Raw genomic sequence first — 16,440 nt, forward strand, 5'->3', positions numbered from 1 at the left:
CTCTCTTGCATGAAAACAACTTCCAAACGACCGTTCGGATTCGCTTAGTGTTGCTCGGCAGCAGCGGGAGGCAAGCCGCGGCGCACTTGGCGGGCCACCAGCCACAATCCCAGCGCCGTTGCTGTAAACACCAGCTGGCCGGTCGCCAGCCACAGCACGGAACCGGCCAGCGCCGGTGCCACGACGCCGGCGACGATGGCGCCGGCCAGCGTGGTTTCGAACGACTGGCAGGAAGCGACGGTGCCGCGGATGTGCGGGAACAGGTCGAGCGCCATCAACGTGGCGGCCGGGCCCACGACCGACATGCCAAACGTGTAGAAGAACAGCGGCAGCACGCTCCAGGGCACCGATGGCGGCATGAATACGTGATACAGCACGTTCACGCCGGCGGCTGACAGCAGGAATGCGAAGCCGATGGCGACCTGGCGTTCGAACGTGATCTTGCCGGCCAGCCGGTTGGCGAACAGGGCGCCGGTGAAGATGCCGGACACGGAAGGGATGAACAGCCACCCGAACTGGTCCGGCCCCAGGTGCAGCTGCTTGGGCAGGAATTCCGGCGCGGCGGTGATGTAGACGAACAGGCCGGCGAAGTTGAGCGCCACGATCAGCGATTTCAGGTGGAACAGCGGCGAACCAAGGATCTGCCGGTAGCTGCCCCACAGGAAGCGCGGATTGAACGGCTGGCGCTTGTGCAGCGGCAGCGTTTCCGGCAGCCGCCGCCAGCAGACGATGAACAGGCCGATGGAAAATACGAACAGCACCAGGAAGATGGCGCGCCAGTCGAACCATTTGACGATGAAGCCGCCCATGATCGGTGCCAGCGCGGGCGCGATCGAGAAGATCATGGTCACGAGCGACAGCAGCCTGGCCGCTTCGGCGTCGTGGTACAGGTCGCGGATGATCGCCCGCCCGACCACCACGCCGGCACCCGCCGACACCCCTTGCAGGACCCGGAAGAACCACAGGTAATGCACGCTGTGCACGGCTGCGCAGCCGACGGTGCCGATCGCGAACAGTACCAGCGAGACAAGGATCACGTTGCGGCGGCCGAACGCATCGGACAGCGCGCCATGCCACAGCACCATCGCCGCGAACGCCAGCATGTAGGCCGTGAGGCTTTGCTGCACCTCGATCGGCGTGGCGCCCAGCGACTGGCCGATTTCCGGGAAGGCCGGCAGGTAGGCGTCGATGCAGAAGGGCCCGAGCATCGACAGCGCGGCCAGCACGATGGCCAGCGATGCCTGGCTCAGCGGGCGGGTGTGCGGTTTCTTGCGTGGGGGGACCGGGGGGACCGGGTCGGGAGGGAGATTGGCTGGGGTGTCGGGGAGCATGGGTTATCGATTTTTCGATTGAACCCCAACGGCAAATGCGGGGGCAGAAGGGCCTGGAGAGGCGGTAGCATCCAGCTACCGCCGCTACGCAGGCGAGGAGCGGTGCTCCTCGCAATCCCTGCTACGCCCCCAGGTTTTGCACCTGGGGTTAAGACCGGCCGCGCCGGCGCGCCAGCCGATCAGTTTCACTCTTCGCTTTTCGGTTTTGCTTCCTCGCGCCGATTGAACCCCGCCACCATGTCGAAGCGGAACAGCCGGCATTCGAGGGCGCCGTTGAAGAAAGGCGTCTTGCGCGATTCCTTCAGTCGCAGCAGCTTCGGCAGGTTCAGGTCGGCCGTGAACAGGTAGGCCGTCCACCCGGCGAAGCGCTGCTTGAGCGTCTTCGAGAAATCGGCGTAGAACGATTTCGCCAGCTCGTCTTCGGGCAGCGTGCTGTCGCCGCGCACGCCGATCCGCTCGCCGTACGGGGGGTTCGTCAGCAGGATGGCAGTGCCGCCTTCGGCGATGGCAACCGGCGGCTGCACCTGCTGCGCCTCGATCTGCTTCAGCGGCACCTCGAACAGGATACCGGCATTGCGCAGGTTGTGGCGCGTCATTGCCACCATGTCGCCGGAGATGTCGGAGCCGAAGATCGTCGGTTCCGCGGGCAGCGGATTGGGCTTGATGGCCGCCTTCATCTCCTGCCACGGAGCGGGATCGAAGTCGTGGAATTTCTCGAACGCGAAGCGGCGGCGCGCGCCGGGCGGCACGCCCTGCACCATCTGCGCGGCCTCGCAAAGGATCGTGCCGGAACCGCACATCGGGTCGAACAGCGGCATGCCTGGCTTCCAGCCGGACACGCGGAGCAGGCCCGCCGCCAGGTTTTCACGCAGCGGCGCGTCCCCCGTCTCGGTGCGCCAGCCGCGCTTGAACAGCGCCTCGCCCGAGGTATCGAGGTAGACGATGAACTGGCGCTGGTCGAGGAAGCCGGCGATGCGCATGTCCGGCTCGCGCGTGTTGACCGAGGGGCGCTTGTTGTACATGTCGCGGAAGCGGTCGCACACGGCGTCCTTGATCTTCAGCGTCGTGAATTCGATGCTTTTTAATGGCGACTTGATCGCCGTGACATCCACGCGGATCGTGTGGTGCACGCCGAACCACTCTTCCCACGGCTGCGCGAGCACGAGGTCGTAGATGTCGTTTTCGTTCTGGTAATGGCACACGCCCATGCGCATCAGCACGCGCGAGGCGATGCGCGAATGCAGGTTGATGCGGTAGGCGTCATACAGGTCGCCCGAGCAGTGCACGCCGCCCGGCACCTGGTTGTGCACCTTCAGCGTGGGGCTTTTCGTGGTTTGCGCGATCTCGAGGAGTTCCTCGGCCAGCGCGGCTTCCATGCCGCGCGGGCATGGGCAGAAGTAGGAAGTGGTCATCGGTGTACCTTTGTCCGTTGGGAAATGCTTTGGTGTCGAACATCTTTTTTCGCAGAAAAAAGGTGTGCGACACCGGTTTTTGTTGATCGACGCCGGAAAAGAAAACCGGTGTCGCACACCTTTTCCCAAGGGAAAAGATGTGCGACACCAATGCTTTCTCTGCCGCGGGTCAGAACGGCTTTACAACTACCAGGATCACGATCGCCAGCAGCAACAGCACGGGCACTTCGTTGAACCAGCGGTAGAACACGTGGCCGCGTTTGTTCACGCCGCGCTCGAACTTTTTCAGCAGCGAGCCGCAAGCGTGGTGGTAGCCGAGCACGAGCACCACGAAGGTGAGCTTGGCGTGCAGCCAGCCGGGCAGCTTCATGCCGTCCGGCGACTGGTATTGCATCCATGTGAGGATCAGGCCGAAGACGATGGCCGGCACGGCCAGCATCGTCATGAACCGGTACAGCTTGCGGGCCATCAGCAGCAGGCGCTCCGTCGTCGGGCCCGGCGTTTCCTGCGCCAGGTTCACGAAGATGCGCGGCAGATAGAACAGGCCGGCGAACCAGGAGGTGATGAAGACGATGTGCAGTGCCTTGATCCAGAGCATTGAATTCCTTAGTTCTTGGTTAGAGGGGCGCAGCAGGGTTTCGTGGAGCATGCTCCACGCCTGCGAAACGGTGTTGGCTTGCGAGCCATCACCTGTCCAGGCCCTGGGCTGTCCCTTTGGTTACGAACGCACTTCGCCGTGGCCGAACACCACGTACTTCAGGGACGTCAGTCCCTCCAGCCCCACCGGCCCGCGCGCATGCAGCTTGTCGTTCGAGATGCCGATCTCCGCGCCCAGGCCGTATTCGAAGCCGTCCGCGAAGCGGGTCGACGCATTGACCATCACCGAAGCCGAATCGACTTCGCGCAGGAAGCGCATCGCGGCGCTGTAGTCCTCGGTGACGATCGCCTCGGTGTGCTTCGACGACCACGTGTTGATATGGTCCATCGCCGCATCGATGCCGTCCACCACGCGCACGGCCAGGATCGGTGCCAGGTACTCGGTCGCCCAGTCCTGCTCGGTCGCCTGCGCCAGGTGCGGGTACCCCGCCGCAGACAATATCGCGAACGCGTCGTCGTCGGCGCGCAGTTCCACCTGCTCGGTCGCGTACAGCTTCGCCAGCTCGGGCAGCACGGCCGGGGCAATGGTACGCTCGACCAGCAGCGTTTCCATCGTGTTGCAGGTGCCGTAGCGGTGGCACTTGGCGTTGAAGCCGATGTCCAGTGCCTTCTTCATGTCGGCCTTGGCGTCGATGTACACGTGGCAGATGCCGTCCAGGTGCTTGATCATCGGCACCGTGGCTTCTTCCATCAGGCGGGCGATCAGGCCCTTGCCGCCGCGCGGGACGATCACGTCGACGTATTGCGGCATCGTGATCAGGGCGCCCACGGCTGCGCGGTCGGTGGTTTCCACGACTTGAACTCCATCGGCCGGAAGGCCTGCCCCCAGCAGGCCTTCCTTGACGATCTTCGCCAGCGCGCGGTTGCAGTGGATCGCCTCGGAGCCGCCGCGCAGGATCGTGGCGTTGCCGCTCTTGATGCACAGGCCGGCCGCGTCCACCGTCACGTTCGGGCGCGCTTCATAGATGATGCCGATGACGCCCAGCGGCACGCGCATCTGCCCGACCTGGATGCCGGTCGGGCGCACCTTCATGTTCGAGATCTCGCCCACCGGGTCCGGCAGCGCGACGATCTGGCGCAGGCCTTCGACCATCGTGGCGATCGCCTTGTCCGACAGCGTGAGGCGGTCGACCATGGCCGGCGCCAGGCCGTTGGCGCGCGCCGCTTCCAGGTCTTGCCCGTTCGCCGCGCGCAGCGCGTCGGCGTCGCGTTCGATCGCATCGGCGATCAGCGACAGCGCCTTGTTGCGCGTGGCGCTGTCGGCACGCGCCATCGCGCGCGAGGCGGCGCGGGCACGCTTGCCCAGCGCTTCCATGTACTCTTTCACTTCCGTGCTCATGATTGTTATCCTCGTGCTACCTTCAGCGCCAGTTGCAGCATGGCGTCCCACTGGTCGCCGGCATACGCCTTGGCGCGCAAGCCCTTGACCATCCTGTCGACCTGGGAAGCCTGCCGCAAAGCCTCTTCCAGCGTGGCCAGCGAAACGCGGCGCAGCGCCGGTTCCATCATCCGCTCGCGCGGCCCCCAGATGCGGTATTCCTTCAGCAGCGCGGCCAGCGGGCGGCCCTGCGCCATTCCTGCCTTTAATTTTAGCAGCGTGCGGATCTCTTCCGAGACGGCCCACAGCACCAGCGGCAGCGCCTCGCCCTCGCCTTTCAGGCCCTCGAGCATGCGCACCAGCCGGGCCGGATCGCCCAGCAGCATCGCTTCCGACAGCTTGAAGACGTCGTAGCGCGCCACGTTCAGCACGGCGTCGTGCACCTGCTCATACGTCAGTTTTCCAGGCTCGTGCAGCAAGCCCAGTTTCTGGATTTCCTGGTGGGCCGCCAGCAGGTTGCCTTCCACGCGGTCGGCGATGAAATCCAGGCTTTGCCGGTCCGCGCTCTGCCCCTGCATCGAGAGGCGCAGCGAGATCCAGTTCGGCAGCTGGGCGCGCTCCACGTTCGGGATTTCGATGTACACGGCGGCGCTCTGCAAGGCGGCAACCCACGCGGCCTTCGCGGTCTGCCAGTCCAGCTTCGGCAGCGTGATCAGCGTGAGATTGTCCGGCGACAGGTTCTTCACATAGGCCTGCAGCGCGGCGCCGCCATCCTTGCCCGGCTTGCCGGTGGGGATACGCAACTCGATCAGCTTCTTGTCGCCGAACAGCGAGAGTTCCTGGTTGGCGGCCAGCAGCTCGCCCCACTTGAAGCTGCGTTCCACCGTGAGCACGTCGCGCTCCGAATACCCCTGGGCGCGGGCGGCGCGGCGGATCTTGTCCGCCGCTTCCAGCGCCAGCAGGTGCTCGTCGCTCGTGATCACGTACAGCGGCGCCAGGGTCTTGGCCAGGTGGCCCTCCAGCGCATCGGCGCGCAGTTGCATGTTATTCCTGGCGCGTCGGCAGTGCCGGTTCGGTAACGGGTTCGGCCGGGGCGGACGACGGCTGCACCGTCGTGGGCGCACTGGAGGACGCACCGGCGGGTGCCGCGACGGAACCGGGCGACACGACGCCCGGCAAGGTCAGCGGGCTGACGGTGCTGGTCGGCGTGGCGTTCGGGCGCGACGGCTTGATCGCGGCCATGCGGCGCATCATCTGCTGCACCAGGTCCTTCTGCATGTCGCGGTACAGCTGCGCCTCTTCCTGTTCCTTCGCCAGCAGCTGCGTTTCGCTGAACGTGATCGAGCGCGTCAGCGTGATCTGCGTGGGACCCAGCAGTTCCGTGCCGGCGTTGTCCTTCACACGGAACACGATGTTATACGACAGCAGGTACTCGCTGACCCGGCCGGCGCTGTTCAGCGACAGGATCGACTTGCTGCGCGTCTTGTCCGGGTCGGTGATGACCTCGATCGTGGCATCCGCGGACTGCGGCGTGTTCACCACGACGGTATTGCCGTTGACGCGGATATTGCGCTTCAACTCGATGGCCAGCGGCGACGACTCCGGCAGGCCGACATACATGGAGGCGAACGGCAGCGTGTAATTGCCGCCCGAGCCGCGCAGGTGGAAACCGCAGGCGGAGACAGTACCAGCCAGCGCGGCGACCAGCACCGTATTACGGATAAGACCTTTCAGAGTCGTCATATGCTTTACACCACGATGTTGACCAGTTTGCCCGGCACCACGATGACCTTCTTCGGCGTGCCCTCGATGAACTTCTGCACGCTTTCCTCGGCCAGCGCGGCGGCTTCGATGGCTGCCTTATCAAGCGACTTCGGCACCTTCACGGAACCGCGCAGCTTGCCGTTCACCTGGATCATCAGCTCGATCTCGGACTGTTCCAGCGCGGCCGGGTCGACCTGCGGCCAGGCCGTATCGAGGATGTCCTTGTTGGCGGCGGCGTAGCCCAGTTCCGTCCACAGCACGTGCGTGATGTGCGGCGCCACGGGGTTGAGCAGGCGCAGGAAGATCGACAAGCCTTCGGAGATCACGGCCGACGATTCGGCGGAATCGTCCAGCTTGGCCGACTCCAGCGTGTTCAGCATCTTCATGCAGGCCGATACCACCGTGTTGTACTGGATGCGCTTCAGGTCGTAGTCGGCCTGCTGCAGCACCTTGTGCAGTTCACGACGCAGCGTCTTGCCCGCGTCCGTCGTTGCGTTGGCGGTGAGGACGGCATTGGCGGCGGCCACGCGGTCCTTCTGCGCGTACGCGTAAGCCCACACGCGGCGCAGGAAGCGGTTCGCGCCTTCCACGCCGCTGCCCGACCATTCCAGCGTCTGCTCCGGCGGCGAGGCGAACATCGTGAACAGGCGGGCCGTGTCGGCGCCGTACTGCTCGATCTGCGCCTGCGGGTCGATGCCGTTGTTCTTCGACTTCGACATCTTCTCGGTGCCGCCGATCTGCACCGGCTGGCCGTCTTCCTTCAGCACCGCCGAGACGGGGCGGCCCTTGTCGTCCGTGGTCAGTTCCACGTCGGCCGGGTTGTACCAGACCTTCTTGCCCGAAGCGTCTTCGCGGTAGTAGGTCTCGTTCAGCACCATGCCCTGCGTGAGCAGGTTGACGAACGGCTCGTCGAACTTCACGAGGCCGAAGTCGCGCATCACTTTCGTCCAGAAGCGCGCGTACAGCAGGTGCAGCACGGCGTGCTCGATGCCGCCGATGTACTGGTCCATCGGCATCCAGTAGTCGTTGCGGGAATCGACCATCGCGTCGTTCGAATTGGGCGACGTATAGCGCATGTAGTACCAGCTCGAATCGACGAACGTGTCCATCGTATCCGTCTCGCGCCGCGCCGGCTTGCCGCACTTCGGGCAGTCGCACTTCAGGAAGGCTTCATGCTTGTTCAGCGGGTTGCCCGTGCCGTCCGGCACGCAGTCTTCCGGCAGCACGACCGGCAGGTCCTTTTCTGGCACCGGTACCGAGCCGCAGTCGGCGCAGTTGATCATCGGGATCGGCGTGCCCCAGTAGCGCTGGCGCGAAATGCCCCAGTCGCGCAGGCGGAACGTCACCTTCTTCTCGCCCAGGCCCAGCGCGGCCAGGTCGGCGGCCACGGCGTCCACGGCATCCTTGTAGTTCAGGCCATCGTACTTGCCGGAGTTCGTGACGATCGAGGTTTCCTTGTCGCCGTACCACTCCTGCCATTGCTCCGTCGAGTACTCCTTGTTCTCGGCGGTCGTGATCACCTGCTTGATCGGCAGCTTGTACTTGTTCGCGAAAGCGAAGTCGCGCTCGTCGTGCGCCGGCACGCCCATCACGGCGCCGTCGCCGTAGGTGATCAGGACGTAGTTGCCGACCCAGACTTCGATCTGTTCCTTGGTCAGCGGGTGCGTGACGGTCAGGCCCGTGGGCATGCCCTTCTTTTCCATCGTGGCCATGTCGGCCTCGATCACGGAACCCATCTTGCACTCGGCGATGAACGCTTGCAGTTCCGGATTGTTCTTCGCGGCGTGGGTCGCCAGCGGGTGCTCGGCGGCCACCGCGCAGAACGTCACGCCCATGATGGTGTCCGGCCGGGTGGTGAACACATACATCTTGCCGTCGCCGATCAGCTGGCCGTCGTCACCGGCGATCGTGTGCGGGAAGGCGAAGCGCACGCCGGTCGACTTGCCGATCCAGTTCGACTGCATGATGCGCACGCGCTCGGGCCAGCCCGGCAGCTTGTTGTCCACGAAGTCCAGCAGCTCTTCGGCATAGTCGGTGATGCGCGCGTAGTACATCGGGATCTCGCGCTTTTCGATCAGCGCGCCCGAACGCCAGCCGCGGCCATCGACGACCTGCTCGTTGGCCAGCACGGTCTGGTCGACCGGGTCCCAGTTCACCGTGCCCGTCTTCTTGTAGATGATGCCTTTCTCGAGCATCTTCAGGAACATCCACTGGTTCCACTTGTAGTACTCGGGCTTGCAGGCGGTCATTTCGCGCGACCAGTCGATCGCGAGGCCCATCATCTCCATCTGCGAGCGCATGTGGGCGATGTTCGAATACGTCCACTGCGCCGGCGGCACGTTGTTCGCCATGGCCGCGTTCTCGGCCGGCATGCCGAACGCATCCCAGCCCATCGGCATCAGCACGTTGTAGCCGTTCATCCGCAGGTAGCGGTACATCACATCATTGATCGTATAGTTGCGCACGTGGCCCATGTGCAGCTTGCCGGACGGGTAAGGCAGCATCGAGCAGGCGTAGTACTTGCCTTTCGGGAAACGCGGATCGTTTTCGACGGCTTTATAGGCGTCGATGGCCTTCCAGTGTGATTGCGCGGCTTTTTCGACGTCGGCGGGACTATATTTGTCTTGCATGATGGATGCAGAAATAGGAGTACGGTGAAAGGATATGAACCGGACATTATACAAGTTCACTGTGCATAAGTTCACGATACGCGGCCGCACGGCCGCCGGGAGCCCATGATCTACCGGGAGTATCCGCCGCATCCCGCCTTGCGGGCGCACGTGGCGTGCCTGTGGACGGCGCGGGTGACGGCACCCGTCTCCGCGGCGGCGCCGCACGTCCACCGGGTCCTGCCGGACAATTGCGTGGACATCCTGTGGCAGGACGACGGCCGGCAAGCCTTCGCCGTGGGCATGATGAGCGCCTCGTTCCTGGTGCCCGCCGCGCGGCCGGTGCGCACGGTGGCGGTGCGCTTCAAGCCCGGCGCGGCCGGCGCCTTCCTCGGCATGCCCCTGCATCCGCTGACCGATGGGCGGGCGGCGCTGCCGGACCTGTGGGGGCGTGCGGCCGTGGACCGGCTCGATGACGCACTGTGGACCGATGACCTGACGGACCGGCAGCGCATCGCGCTGGTGGAGCGGGAATTGCTGCGGCGCCTGGCCGCGCCGGGCAATGTCCAGTCAAACCCGCTGGGCCTTCGGGCGGTGGCCGCGATCGAAGCGGCTCACGGCGCCGTGCCGGTCGAGGCGCTGGCCGACACCCTGCACGTGTCCCGCCAGCACCTCGCCGTGCAATTCCGCCAGCAGGTGGGCATCAGCCCGAAACTGTTCGCCCGCATCTGCCGCTTCCGGCGCGCGCTGGCCTTGCTGCGCGATCGATCGCGCGACGGCGACCTGGCCGCGCTGGCCGCCGACTGCGGATATTTCGACCAGTCGCACCTGATCCGGGACTTCCGCGATTTCGCGGATACCACGCCCGCCAGTGAAAGATATTCTTGAATTTGGTTCACAAATCTTGTTCCCCTCCCCCGCTTTTTCGCGGCCTGCGGCACGCCTATGCTGGCAGCTCATCTTTTGGGAGGCAATCATGCAACTGGATCTGAACGACAAGACCGCGCTGGTCAGCGCATCCACCTCGGGCATCGGCTTCGCCATCGCCGACCAGCTGCTGCAAGAAGGCGCCACCGTCATCGTCAACGGCCGCAGCGAGGCCACGGTGGCGAAGGCCATGACCGCGTTGCGCGACCGGCATGGGGCGGACCGCGTGCTGCCGCTGGCGATCGATCTTTCCGTGGCGGGCGCGGAACAGGAAGCGGCCGAGCGCTATCCGCGCGTGGATATCCTGGTCAACAACATGGGCACCTATGCCCTCAGCGACTTCTTCGAAACGAGCGACGAGGACTGGCAGCGCATGTTCGACACCAATGTGTGGAGCGGCGTGCGCCTCGCCCGCACCTACATGAAAGGCATGCTGGAGCGGGGTACGGGCCGCGTGGTGTTCATCTCCAGCGAAGTGGCGCTGACGCCGATGGCGGCGATGGCGCACTACAGCGCCAGCAAGGCCACGCAGCTGTCGATCTCGCGCAGCCTGGCCGAGCTGACGAAGGGTACCGCGGTCACGGTGAACGCCGTGCTGCCGGGGCCGACGGAAACGGAAAGCCTGAAGTCGTTCATCGAATCGGTCAACCCCGGCCTGCCGTATGCGGAGGCGGAGCGCAAGTTCATGAGCGAAAACCGGCCTTCCTCGCTGATCTATCGGCTGGCCAAGCCGGAAGAAGTGGCCAATGTGGTCGCCTTCCTGGCCAGCCCCCGTGCCGCGGTGGTCAATGGCGCGGCGATCCGGGCCGAAGGCGGCACGGTGCCGACGATCGCCTGAAGCCCGGCCGCGACGCCGCTGCTATACTCGGCCGATCTGGATAGCGAGGGCAAGGCTTGGATAACCGCAGCGGCGACATGCAGGTATTCGTGAAGGTAGTGGAAACGGGCAGCTTTTCCGCCACCGCCCAGCTGCTCGATCTTTCTCCTTCGGCCGTAAGCAAGCTCGTCTCCCGCATCGAGCAGAGACTGGGCGTGCAACTGTTCAAGCGTTCCACCCGGCACCTGGCGCTGACGGCGGAGGGGCGCGAGTTCTATGACAGCAGCGTGCGCATCCTGCACGATATCGACGACGCGGAGCAGCGCATCGCGCGGCGCTCCGGACAGATTCGCGGCAAGCTGCGGGTCAACGTGTCGCTCCCCTTCGGCCAGCACTACGTGGTGCCCATGCTGATGGAGTTCAGCAGCCTCTATCCCGATATCGCCGTCGATATCTCGCTGACCGATGCGAAGGTGGAATTGCAGCGCGACGAGGTCGACGTCGCCGTGCGCATGGGGCCATTGGACGATGTCTCCTACCGCGCCCGCAATCTCGGCCGTAGCCGGATGGCCGTGGTGGCGGCGCCCTCCTACCTGGAGCGCCATGGCGCGCCGCATACCCCGGCGGACCTGGCGGGCCACCGCTGCCTCGGCTTCAACTTCCGCCGCGCCACCGGCGAATGGCCGTTCCGGGTCGGCGATGAGTTCGTGCACCTGGCGGTGGCGGGCGGCATGCTGACCAATAACGGCGAGACGATGCGCCAGCTCACCTTGCAGGGCCTCGGCATCAGCCGGCTCGGGCTGTTCCACGTGTACGACGATCTCCAGCGAGGCGACCTCGTCGAACTGCTGCCGGATTTCAATGCCGGCGACGTGGAAGAGATCAACCTCATCTTCCTGAACCAGCGCCACATGGCGCCGCGCATCCGCGCCTTCATCGACTTCGCCGTGGAGCGGCTAGCGCCGATCCTGCGAGTCAACGGCGGGCTCCCGCCGGGTTGATCGCCACCTTCCATTTTTCCAATCGAGGGCCGAGCCGCCGTGCCATGATGCCCGGATCGATAACCGAAAGGAGACCACCATGATCAAAGGTTTGCGCACCGCCATCTACCCCGTGAAGGACCTGCCCGCCGCGAAGGCGTGGTATGCCGAGGTATTCGGTACCGCGCCCTATTTCGACCAGCCGTTTTACGTGGGCTTCAATATCGGCGGCTTCGAGCTTGGCTTGCAGCCGGACGGTGAGCCCGGCAAGGCCGGCGCCCAGGTGTACTGGGGCGTGGACGATATCGAAGCCGAGGTGGAACGCATCGTCGGCTTGGGCGCCGGCATCCACTCGGCCATCCAGGATGTGGGCGAAGGGATCAAGGTCGCCGAACTGGCCGATCCGTTCGGCAACGTGATTGGGCTCATCTGCAATCCGCACTTCGACACGGCGGCCGTTCGCTGATTTTGATATACGTTCAATACACGAACCGTATATTGAACGCCGTTGTGCTAATATACGTTCCATATATAGAACGCATATAAAGGACAACAAGATGGGCATCGTCAAGATCTCCGACCAGATGCATGAAAACCTGCGCATCGCCAGCGGCGCCCTGAGCCGCTCGATCAATGCGCAGGCCGAGCACTGGTTGCGCATCGGCCTGCTGGCCGAAACCAATCCCGACCTGAACTACAGCGAACTGTGCCAACTGCTGCTGCGCGGCGACACCGGCCAGGGCCCGCTGCGCCTCACGCCCGTGAAAGGGGAGGCGCTGCACGATGCGTAAGAAGAACAGCAACGCGATCCTTGTGAAGTCGCCCGAGCAGGTGGAACTGTCGCGCATTGCCGGCCAGCTTGCCGCCGATGTGCTGACGATGATCGGCCCGCACGTGAAACCCGGGGTGAGCACCGAGGACCTGGACAAGCTGTGCAACGAGTACATCGTCAAAGTGCTGCAGGTGATTCCGGCGAACGTGGGTTATGCGGGCTTCACGAAGACCGTGTGCACCTCCGTCAACGAAGTGGTGTGCCACGGCATTCCCTCGCCGAAGAAGGTGCTGAAGGATGGCGACATCATCAACATCGACGTGGCCGTGATCAAGGATGGCTGGTTCGGCGACACGAGCCGCATGTACTACGTGGGCAACCCGAGCAAGGCGGCACGCAAGCTGTGCGAAGTGACGTATGACGCGATGTGGGCCGGTATCCGCGCCGTGAAGCCGGGCGCCACGCTGGGCGACGTGGGTCACGCGATCCAGATGCTGGCCGAGAATGCCGGCTTCTCCGTGGTGCGCGATTACTGCGGCCACGGCATCGGCATGGTGTACCACGAAGACCCGCAGGTGCTGCACTACGGCCGGCCGGGCATGGGGCTGAAGCTGGAGCCGGGCATGATCTTCACGATCGAGCCGATGATCAACGCCGGCAAGCACCAGACGCGCGCCCTGCCCGACGGCTGGACCGTGGTGACGGCGGACCGCTCGCTGTCGGCGCAGTGGGAGCACATGGTGGCCGTAACGGCGACCGGGTTCGATGTGCTGACCTTGGCGCCGGGAGAGAGGGCGCAGTAAGTGGTGCCTCCTGCGAGAACCGGTGTCGTACACCTTTCTCGCTGCGCAAAAAAAGTGTACGACACCAGGGGCTCTTGCCGCGGCTATTTCAATAGCAGCTTCAGCGCCGGCTTTTCGCCGTAATCCTCGTAGCGCTCGTTGATGCCGCCCACGCAGTAGGTGATTTCCTCGAGCAGGTCGGGCACGGCCGCCTTCATCGCGGCGGAGTTGCCGATGATGATTTCCAACACCTCGTTCGGCTTGAGCTTGAACTTCGTCATGTTCTCGTCGTCGCGCAGGTAGGAGAGCGCGTCGATCCACGAATCCATCGTGGCGGCCACGTGTTCGCTGAAACCGAAAGCCGCGCGGCTGGCGGCGTGAAAGCTTGCTTCGTCGCGGATCGCCGCGCCGTCCAGGACCAGGGTGGCCATCGTTTTCATTCCTTCTTTTCCTTCGGGTCGGTGACGAAGACGAGCTTCGTCAAGCCTTCCTGCTGCGCCGCCGCCATCAGTTGCGCCACCGCCTCGTAGCGGGTGGCGCGGTCGGCGCGCAATTGTAATTCGGGTTGCGGCTCGCGCCGCGCGGCCGCGGCAAGGCGCGGCTGCAGGTCGGCCGCTTGCACGGCCTCGTCGTTCCAGTACACGGTGCCTTCGGCATCGATCGAGATCTTCACCGCATCGGCCGGTTGCGGCGCGTTCGAGGCCTGCGCCTTCGGCAGGTCGAGCTTCACGGCATGCGTGAACATCGGTGCGGACAGGATGAAGATCACCAGCAGCACCAGCATCACGTCCACCATCGGCGTCACGTTGATGTCGGCCATCGATTCCTTTTGCCGGTGATGGTTGAAGGCGCCGAATGCCATCGCGTCACTCCTCGGCCGCGCCGCTGGTCAAATACGCGTGCAGGTCGTAGGCGAACGCGTCGAGCTCGGAGAGCGTGAGGCGGTTGATGCGGTTGAAGCCGTTATACGCCAGCACGGCGGGGATCGCCACCATCAGGCCCACCCCCGTCATGATGAGTGCCTCGCCCACCGGGCCGGCCACCTTGTCGATCTCCACGGTGCCGGACGACGACACGGCCGCCAGCGCGTGGTAGATGCCCCACACGGTGCCCAGCAGGCCCACGAAGGGCGCGGTCGAGGCGATCGATGCCAGCAGCGTCAGCCCGGATTCGAGCCGCACGGTGGAGCGGTGGATCGCGTCGCGCAGCAGGCGCGTGACCTGCTCGGAGCGGCCGACCGTCGTGCCCAGCGAATTGCCCTTCCCGTTCGCGGCGGGGACGGTGCCCTGCTCGGCCAGCGCCAGGTAGATGCGTTCAGGGTCGCCAGCCGACACGGCGGCCACCCCATCGGCCAGCGTGGGCGCGTCCCAGAAGCGCCGCACCACGCGCGCGCTGCGGCGCACGCGCCAGGCCATCCATCCTTTCGACAGGATGAAGAACCAGCTCGTCAGCGACATCGCCAGCAGCAGGTACGCGACCGCATGGCTGATCGCGTCGCCCCGTTCCCAGTACGCTGCGAACGTGAAATGTTCCATGCCTTAGTTGTTGAGGCCCAGCACGTCGTACATGTCGAACAGGCCAGTCTCCTTGTTGGCCAGGAAGCGCGACGCGCGCAGCGAGCCTTGCGCGTAGCCGGCGCGGCTGCTGGACTTGTGGCTGATCTCGATGCGCTCGCCGGTGCCGGCGAACAGCACGGTATGGTCGCCGATGATGTCGCCGCCGCGGATCGTGGCGAAGCCGATCGTGGAAGGATCGCGCTCGCCGGTCACGCCTTCGCGGCCGTAGACCGCGCATTCCTTCAGGTCGCGGCCCAGCGCGTCGGCGATCACTTCGCCCATCTTCAACGCCGTGCCCGAGGGCGCGTCGACCTTGTGGCGGTGGTGCGCCTCGATGATTTCGATGTCGTAGCCGGTGGACAGGCTTTTCGCGGCCAGCTCCAGCAGCTTGAGCGTGACGTTCACGCCCACGCTCATGTTCGGCGCGAACACGATCGCCGTCTTTTCGGCGGCCGCCTTCAGCGCGGCCTTGCCCGCGTCGTCGAAACCGGTAGTGCCGATCACCATCCTGATGCCGTGCGCCGCGCAGTACTCGGCATGCTTCAGCGTGCCTTCCGGGCGGGTGAAGTCGATCAGCACGTCCGCCCCCTTCAAGCCTTCGGCCAGGTCGGCGGTGACGATCGCGCCGGATGCCTTGCCCAGGAAGGCCGCGGCATCCTGGCCCAGGCCGTCGCTGCCGGCGATGCCCAGCGCGCCGGACAGGCGCAGGTCGCCCGCGTCCAGCACGGCTTCCACCAGCATGCGGCCCATGCGGCCGCCGGCGCCGGCGATGGCGATGTTCAATGTACTCATGTGTTATTCCCTGTTTTGTCCTTGTCGGCTCAGCGGTTGGTCGGCGAGGTCGTCACTTCGACCGGGTTGCGGTCGCCGGAGTCCTGGCCGCTCGGCAGCGGCGCGCGCGTGGCGGCCGGCTGGTTTTCGCTGTTGCGCTTTTCATCCTTCCGGAATTGCTTGATCGGACCGGCGATACGGGCGATGTATTCGCGCTCGGTCGGCAGTTCGCCGCCTTCGAAGCGCTCGACCTTGCCTTCCTTGTCGAAGTACACCACGACGCTGCTCGTGGTCAGCTCGCCGTTGCCGCGCGCAAAGCGGAACGGGTAATCCCAGCGGTCCGCATGGAACACGTCGTTCAGGAGCGGCGAGCCCATCACGAAGCGCACCTGGTCGCGCGTCATGCCGACCTTCAGTTGCGCAAACATTTCCTTCGAGACGAAGTTGCCTTGCTGGATATCCGGGCGGTAAGGCGAGAAGAACCACATGAAACGCTGGATCTGCGATGCCTGGCGCGTGACGGCGCCCTGCGACGGCTCGACGACCGGGTTGGACTGCTGGGCCGCCTGCGCGCCTTCCTTGGGTCCGAGCACCGTCTTGCCCGCGCAGCCGCCGAGCGCGATCGCCACGCAGGCCGCCACGGCCAGTGGCTTACCCTGTTTCATTAAGTGCAAGAACGACGACGGTGAAGCTTGGGTGACGCGCATATGTGACCTCAAATCGATTGAGCGGAAGTGCCGAAAC

At 64.9% G+C, this 16,440-nt stretch carries 18 protein-coding genes; 6 read left to right on the forward strand and 12 right to left on the reverse strand.

Going from position 1 to position 16,440, the window contains the following annotated elements:
* Positions 1-44: 44 nt before the first annotated feature.
* From V6Z91_RS05580 to leuS, 7 genes are all read right to left on the reverse strand, one after another.
* Positions 45-1,331: a multidrug effflux MFS transporter gene (locus tag V6Z91_RS05580; protein WP_338767713.1), complete on the reverse strand. Its 1,287-nt coding sequence runs from the start codon at positions 1,329-1,331 to the stop codon at positions 45-47.
* A 185-nt stretch (positions 1,332-1,516) separates the two neighbouring features.
* The gene (locus tag V6Z91_RS05585) at positions 1,517-2,707 is read right to left on the reverse strand and encodes a class I SAM-dependent RNA methyltransferase (protein WP_338771746.1); all 1,191 of its coding nucleotides are present in this window, start codon (positions 2,705-2,707) and stop codon (positions 1,517-1,519) included.
* Between the two features lie 205 nt (positions 2,708-2,912).
* Positions 2,913-3,341 carry a CopD family protein gene (locus V6Z91_RS05590; RefSeq protein WP_338767715.1) on the reverse strand — a complete coding sequence of 143 codons (429 nt, stop codon included), beginning with the start codon at positions 3,339-3,341 and terminating at the stop codon, positions 2,913-2,915.
* 120 nt (positions 3,342-3,461) lie between these two features.
* Positions 3,462-4,739, reverse strand: coding sequence for a glutamate-5-semialdehyde dehydrogenase (locus tag V6Z91_RS05595; RefSeq protein ID WP_338767717.1), 1,278 nt, complete (start codon positions 4,737-4,739; stop codon positions 3,462-3,464).
* Between the two features lie 5 nt (positions 4,740-4,744).
* Entirely contained in the window at positions 4,745-5,761 is a 1,017-nt protein-coding gene (gene holA, locus V6Z91_RS05600; protein ID WP_338767719.1) for a DNA polymerase III subunit delta, read from the reverse strand.
* Between the two features lies 1 nt (position 5,762).
* Positions 5,763-6,461 (reverse strand): LPS assembly lipoprotein LptE, encoded by a 699-nt coding sequence (lptE, locus tag V6Z91_RS05605; protein ID WP_338767721.1) that lies wholly within the window; start codon positions 6,459-6,461, stop codon positions 5,763-5,765.
* A gap of 5 nt (positions 6,462-6,466) precedes the next feature.
* Entirely contained in the window at positions 6,467-9,112 is a 2,646-nt protein-coding gene (leuS, locus tag V6Z91_RS05610) for a leucine--tRNA ligase (protein WP_338767724.1), read from the reverse strand.
* 105 nt (positions 9,113-9,217) lie between these two features.
* Here leuS and V6Z91_RS05615 point away from each other — a divergent pair, with 105 nt between their 5' ends.
* The 6 genes from V6Z91_RS05615 to map all read left to right on the forward strand — a co-directional run bounded on the left by V6Z91_RS05615 (position 9,218) and on the right by map (position 13,390).
* Positions 9,218-9,979 carry a helix-turn-helix transcriptional regulator gene (locus V6Z91_RS05615; RefSeq protein WP_338767727.1) on the forward strand — a complete coding sequence of 254 codons (762 nt, stop codon included), beginning with the start codon at positions 9,218-9,220 and terminating at the stop codon, positions 9,977-9,979.
* An 88-nt stretch (positions 9,980-10,067) separates the two neighbouring features.
* Positions 10,068-10,856, forward strand: a complete 789-nt coding sequence (locus V6Z91_RS05620; RefSeq protein WP_338767730.1) for an SDR family oxidoreductase — start codon at positions 10,068-10,070, stop codon at positions 10,854-10,856.
* Positions 10,857-10,912: 56 nt separating this feature from the next.
* Entirely contained in the window at positions 10,913-11,836 is a 924-nt protein-coding gene (locus V6Z91_RS05625; RefSeq protein ID WP_338767732.1) for a LysR family transcriptional regulator, read from the forward strand.
* Between the two features lie 79 nt (positions 11,837-11,915).
* Entirely contained in the window at positions 11,916-12,281 is a 366-nt protein-coding gene (locus V6Z91_RS05630; protein ID WP_338767735.1) for a VOC family protein, read from the forward strand.
* Between the two features lie 91 nt (positions 12,282-12,372).
* Positions 12,373-12,606: a ParD-like family protein gene (locus V6Z91_RS05635; RefSeq protein ID WP_137314947.1), complete on the forward strand. Its 234-nt coding sequence runs from the start codon at positions 12,373-12,375 to the stop codon at positions 12,604-12,606.
* Positions 12,599-13,390: a type I methionyl aminopeptidase gene (gene map, locus V6Z91_RS05640; protein ID WP_338767742.1), complete on the forward strand. Its 792-nt coding sequence runs from the start codon at positions 12,599-12,601 to the stop codon at positions 13,388-13,390. Before V6Z91_RS05635 ends, map begins: the two co-directional genes overlap by 8 nt.
* A gap of 83 nt (positions 13,391-13,473) precedes the next feature.
* On the opposite strand, the gene V6Z91_RS05645 is transcribed toward map, so the two are convergent.
* Genes V6Z91_RS05645 through V6Z91_RS05665 form a run of 5 tightly spaced genes read right to left on the reverse strand, consistent with a single transcriptional unit; the run spans position 13,474 to position 16,361 of the window.
* The gene (locus V6Z91_RS05645) at positions 13,474-13,800 is read right to left on the reverse strand and encodes a barstar family protein (protein WP_338767745.1); all 327 of its coding nucleotides are present in this window, start codon (positions 13,798-13,800) and stop codon (positions 13,474-13,476) included.
* 5 nt (positions 13,801-13,805) lie between these two features.
* Positions 13,806-14,231: a biopolymer transporter ExbD gene (locus V6Z91_RS05650; protein WP_338767748.1), complete on the reverse strand. Its 426-nt coding sequence runs from the start codon at positions 14,229-14,231 to the stop codon at positions 13,806-13,808.
* 4 nt (positions 14,232-14,235) lie between these two features.
* A complete protein-coding gene (locus tag V6Z91_RS05655; RefSeq protein WP_338767751.1) occupies positions 14,236-14,904 on the reverse strand; it encodes a MotA/TolQ/ExbB proton channel family protein in 669 nt (222 codons plus the stop codon).
* A 3-nt stretch (positions 14,905-14,907) separates the two neighbouring features.
* On the reverse strand, positions 14,908-15,717 hold the full coding sequence (gene dapB, locus V6Z91_RS05660) for a 4-hydroxy-tetrahydrodipicolinate reductase (RefSeq protein WP_338767754.1): 810 nt from the start codon (positions 15,715-15,717) through the stop codon (positions 14,908-14,910).
* Positions 15,718-15,746: 29 nt separating this feature from the next.
* Complete coding sequence (locus V6Z91_RS05665) at positions 15,747-16,361, reverse strand: outer membrane protein assembly factor BamE (protein WP_338767756.1); 615 nt, start codon at positions 16,359-16,361, stop codon at positions 15,747-15,749.
* Positions 16,362-16,440: the final 79 nt, after the last annotated feature.

This window comes from Massilia sp. METH4 (genome assembly GCF_037094685.1).
In the GTDB taxonomy this organism is placed as follows: domain Bacteria; phylum Pseudomonadota; class Gammaproteobacteria; order Burkholderiales; family Burkholderiaceae_D; genus Rugamonas.

Bases quoted from the DNA above. Each gene is read 5' to 3' on its own strand.
- V6Z91_RS05580 (WP_338767713.1), bottom strand. From the start codon at position 1,331: ATGCTCCCCGACACCCCAGCCAATCTCCCTCCCGACCCGGTCCCCCCG.
- V6Z91_RS05585 (WP_338771746.1), bottom strand. From the start codon at position 2,707: ATGGAAGCCGCGCTGGCCGAGGAACTCCTCGAGATCGCGCAAACCACG.
- V6Z91_RS05590 (WP_338767715.1), bottom strand. From the start codon at position 3,341: ATGCTCTGGATCAAGGCACTGCACATCGTCTTCATCACCTCCTGGTTC.
- V6Z91_RS05595 (WP_338767717.1), bottom strand. From the start codon at position 4,739: ATGAGCACGGAAGTGAAAGAGTACATGGAAGCGCTGGGCAAGCGTGCC.
- holA (WP_338767719.1), bottom strand. From the start codon at position 5,761: ATGCAACTGCGCGCCGATGCGCTGGAGGGCCACCTGGCCAAGACCCTG.
- lptE (WP_338767721.1), bottom strand. From the start codon at position 6,461: ATGACGACTCTGAAAGGTCTTATCCGTAATACGGTGCTGGTCGCCGCG.
- leuS (WP_338767724.1), bottom strand. From the start codon at position 9,112: ATGCAAGACAAATATAGTCCCGCCGACGTCGAAAAAGCCGCGCAATCA.
- V6Z91_RS05615 (WP_338767727.1), top strand. From the start codon at position 9,218: ATGATCTACCGGGAGTATCCGCCGCATCCCGCCTTGCGGGCGCACGTG.
- V6Z91_RS05620 (WP_338767730.1), top strand. From the start codon at position 10,068: ATGCAACTGGATCTGAACGACAAGACCGCGCTGGTCAGCGCATCCACC.
- V6Z91_RS05630 (WP_338767735.1), top strand. From the start codon at position 11,916: ATGATCAAAGGTTTGCGCACCGCCATCTACCCCGTGAAGGACCTGCCC.
- V6Z91_RS05635 (WP_137314947.1), top strand. From the start codon at position 12,373: ATGGGCATCGTCAAGATCTCCGACCAGATGCATGAAAACCTGCGCATC.
- map (WP_338767742.1), top strand. From the start codon at position 12,599: ATGCGTAAGAAGAACAGCAACGCGATCCTTGTGAAGTCGCCCGAGCAG.
- V6Z91_RS05645 (WP_338767745.1), bottom strand. From the start codon at position 13,800: ATGGCCACCCTGGTCCTGGACGGCGCGGCGATCCGCGACGAAGCAAGC.
- V6Z91_RS05650 (WP_338767748.1), bottom strand. From the start codon at position 14,231: ATGGCATTCGGCGCCTTCAACCATCACCGGCAAAAGGAATCGATGGCC.
- V6Z91_RS05655 (WP_338767751.1), bottom strand. From the start codon at position 14,904: ATGGAACATTTCACGTTCGCAGCGTACTGGGAACGGGGCGACGCGATC.
- dapB (WP_338767754.1), bottom strand. From the start codon at position 15,717: ATGAGTACATTGAACATCGCCATCGCCGGCGCCGGCGGCCGCATGGGC.
- V6Z91_RS05665 (WP_338767756.1), bottom strand. From the start codon at position 16,361: ATGAAACAGGGTAAGCCACTGGCCGTGGCGGCCTGCGTGGCGATCGCG.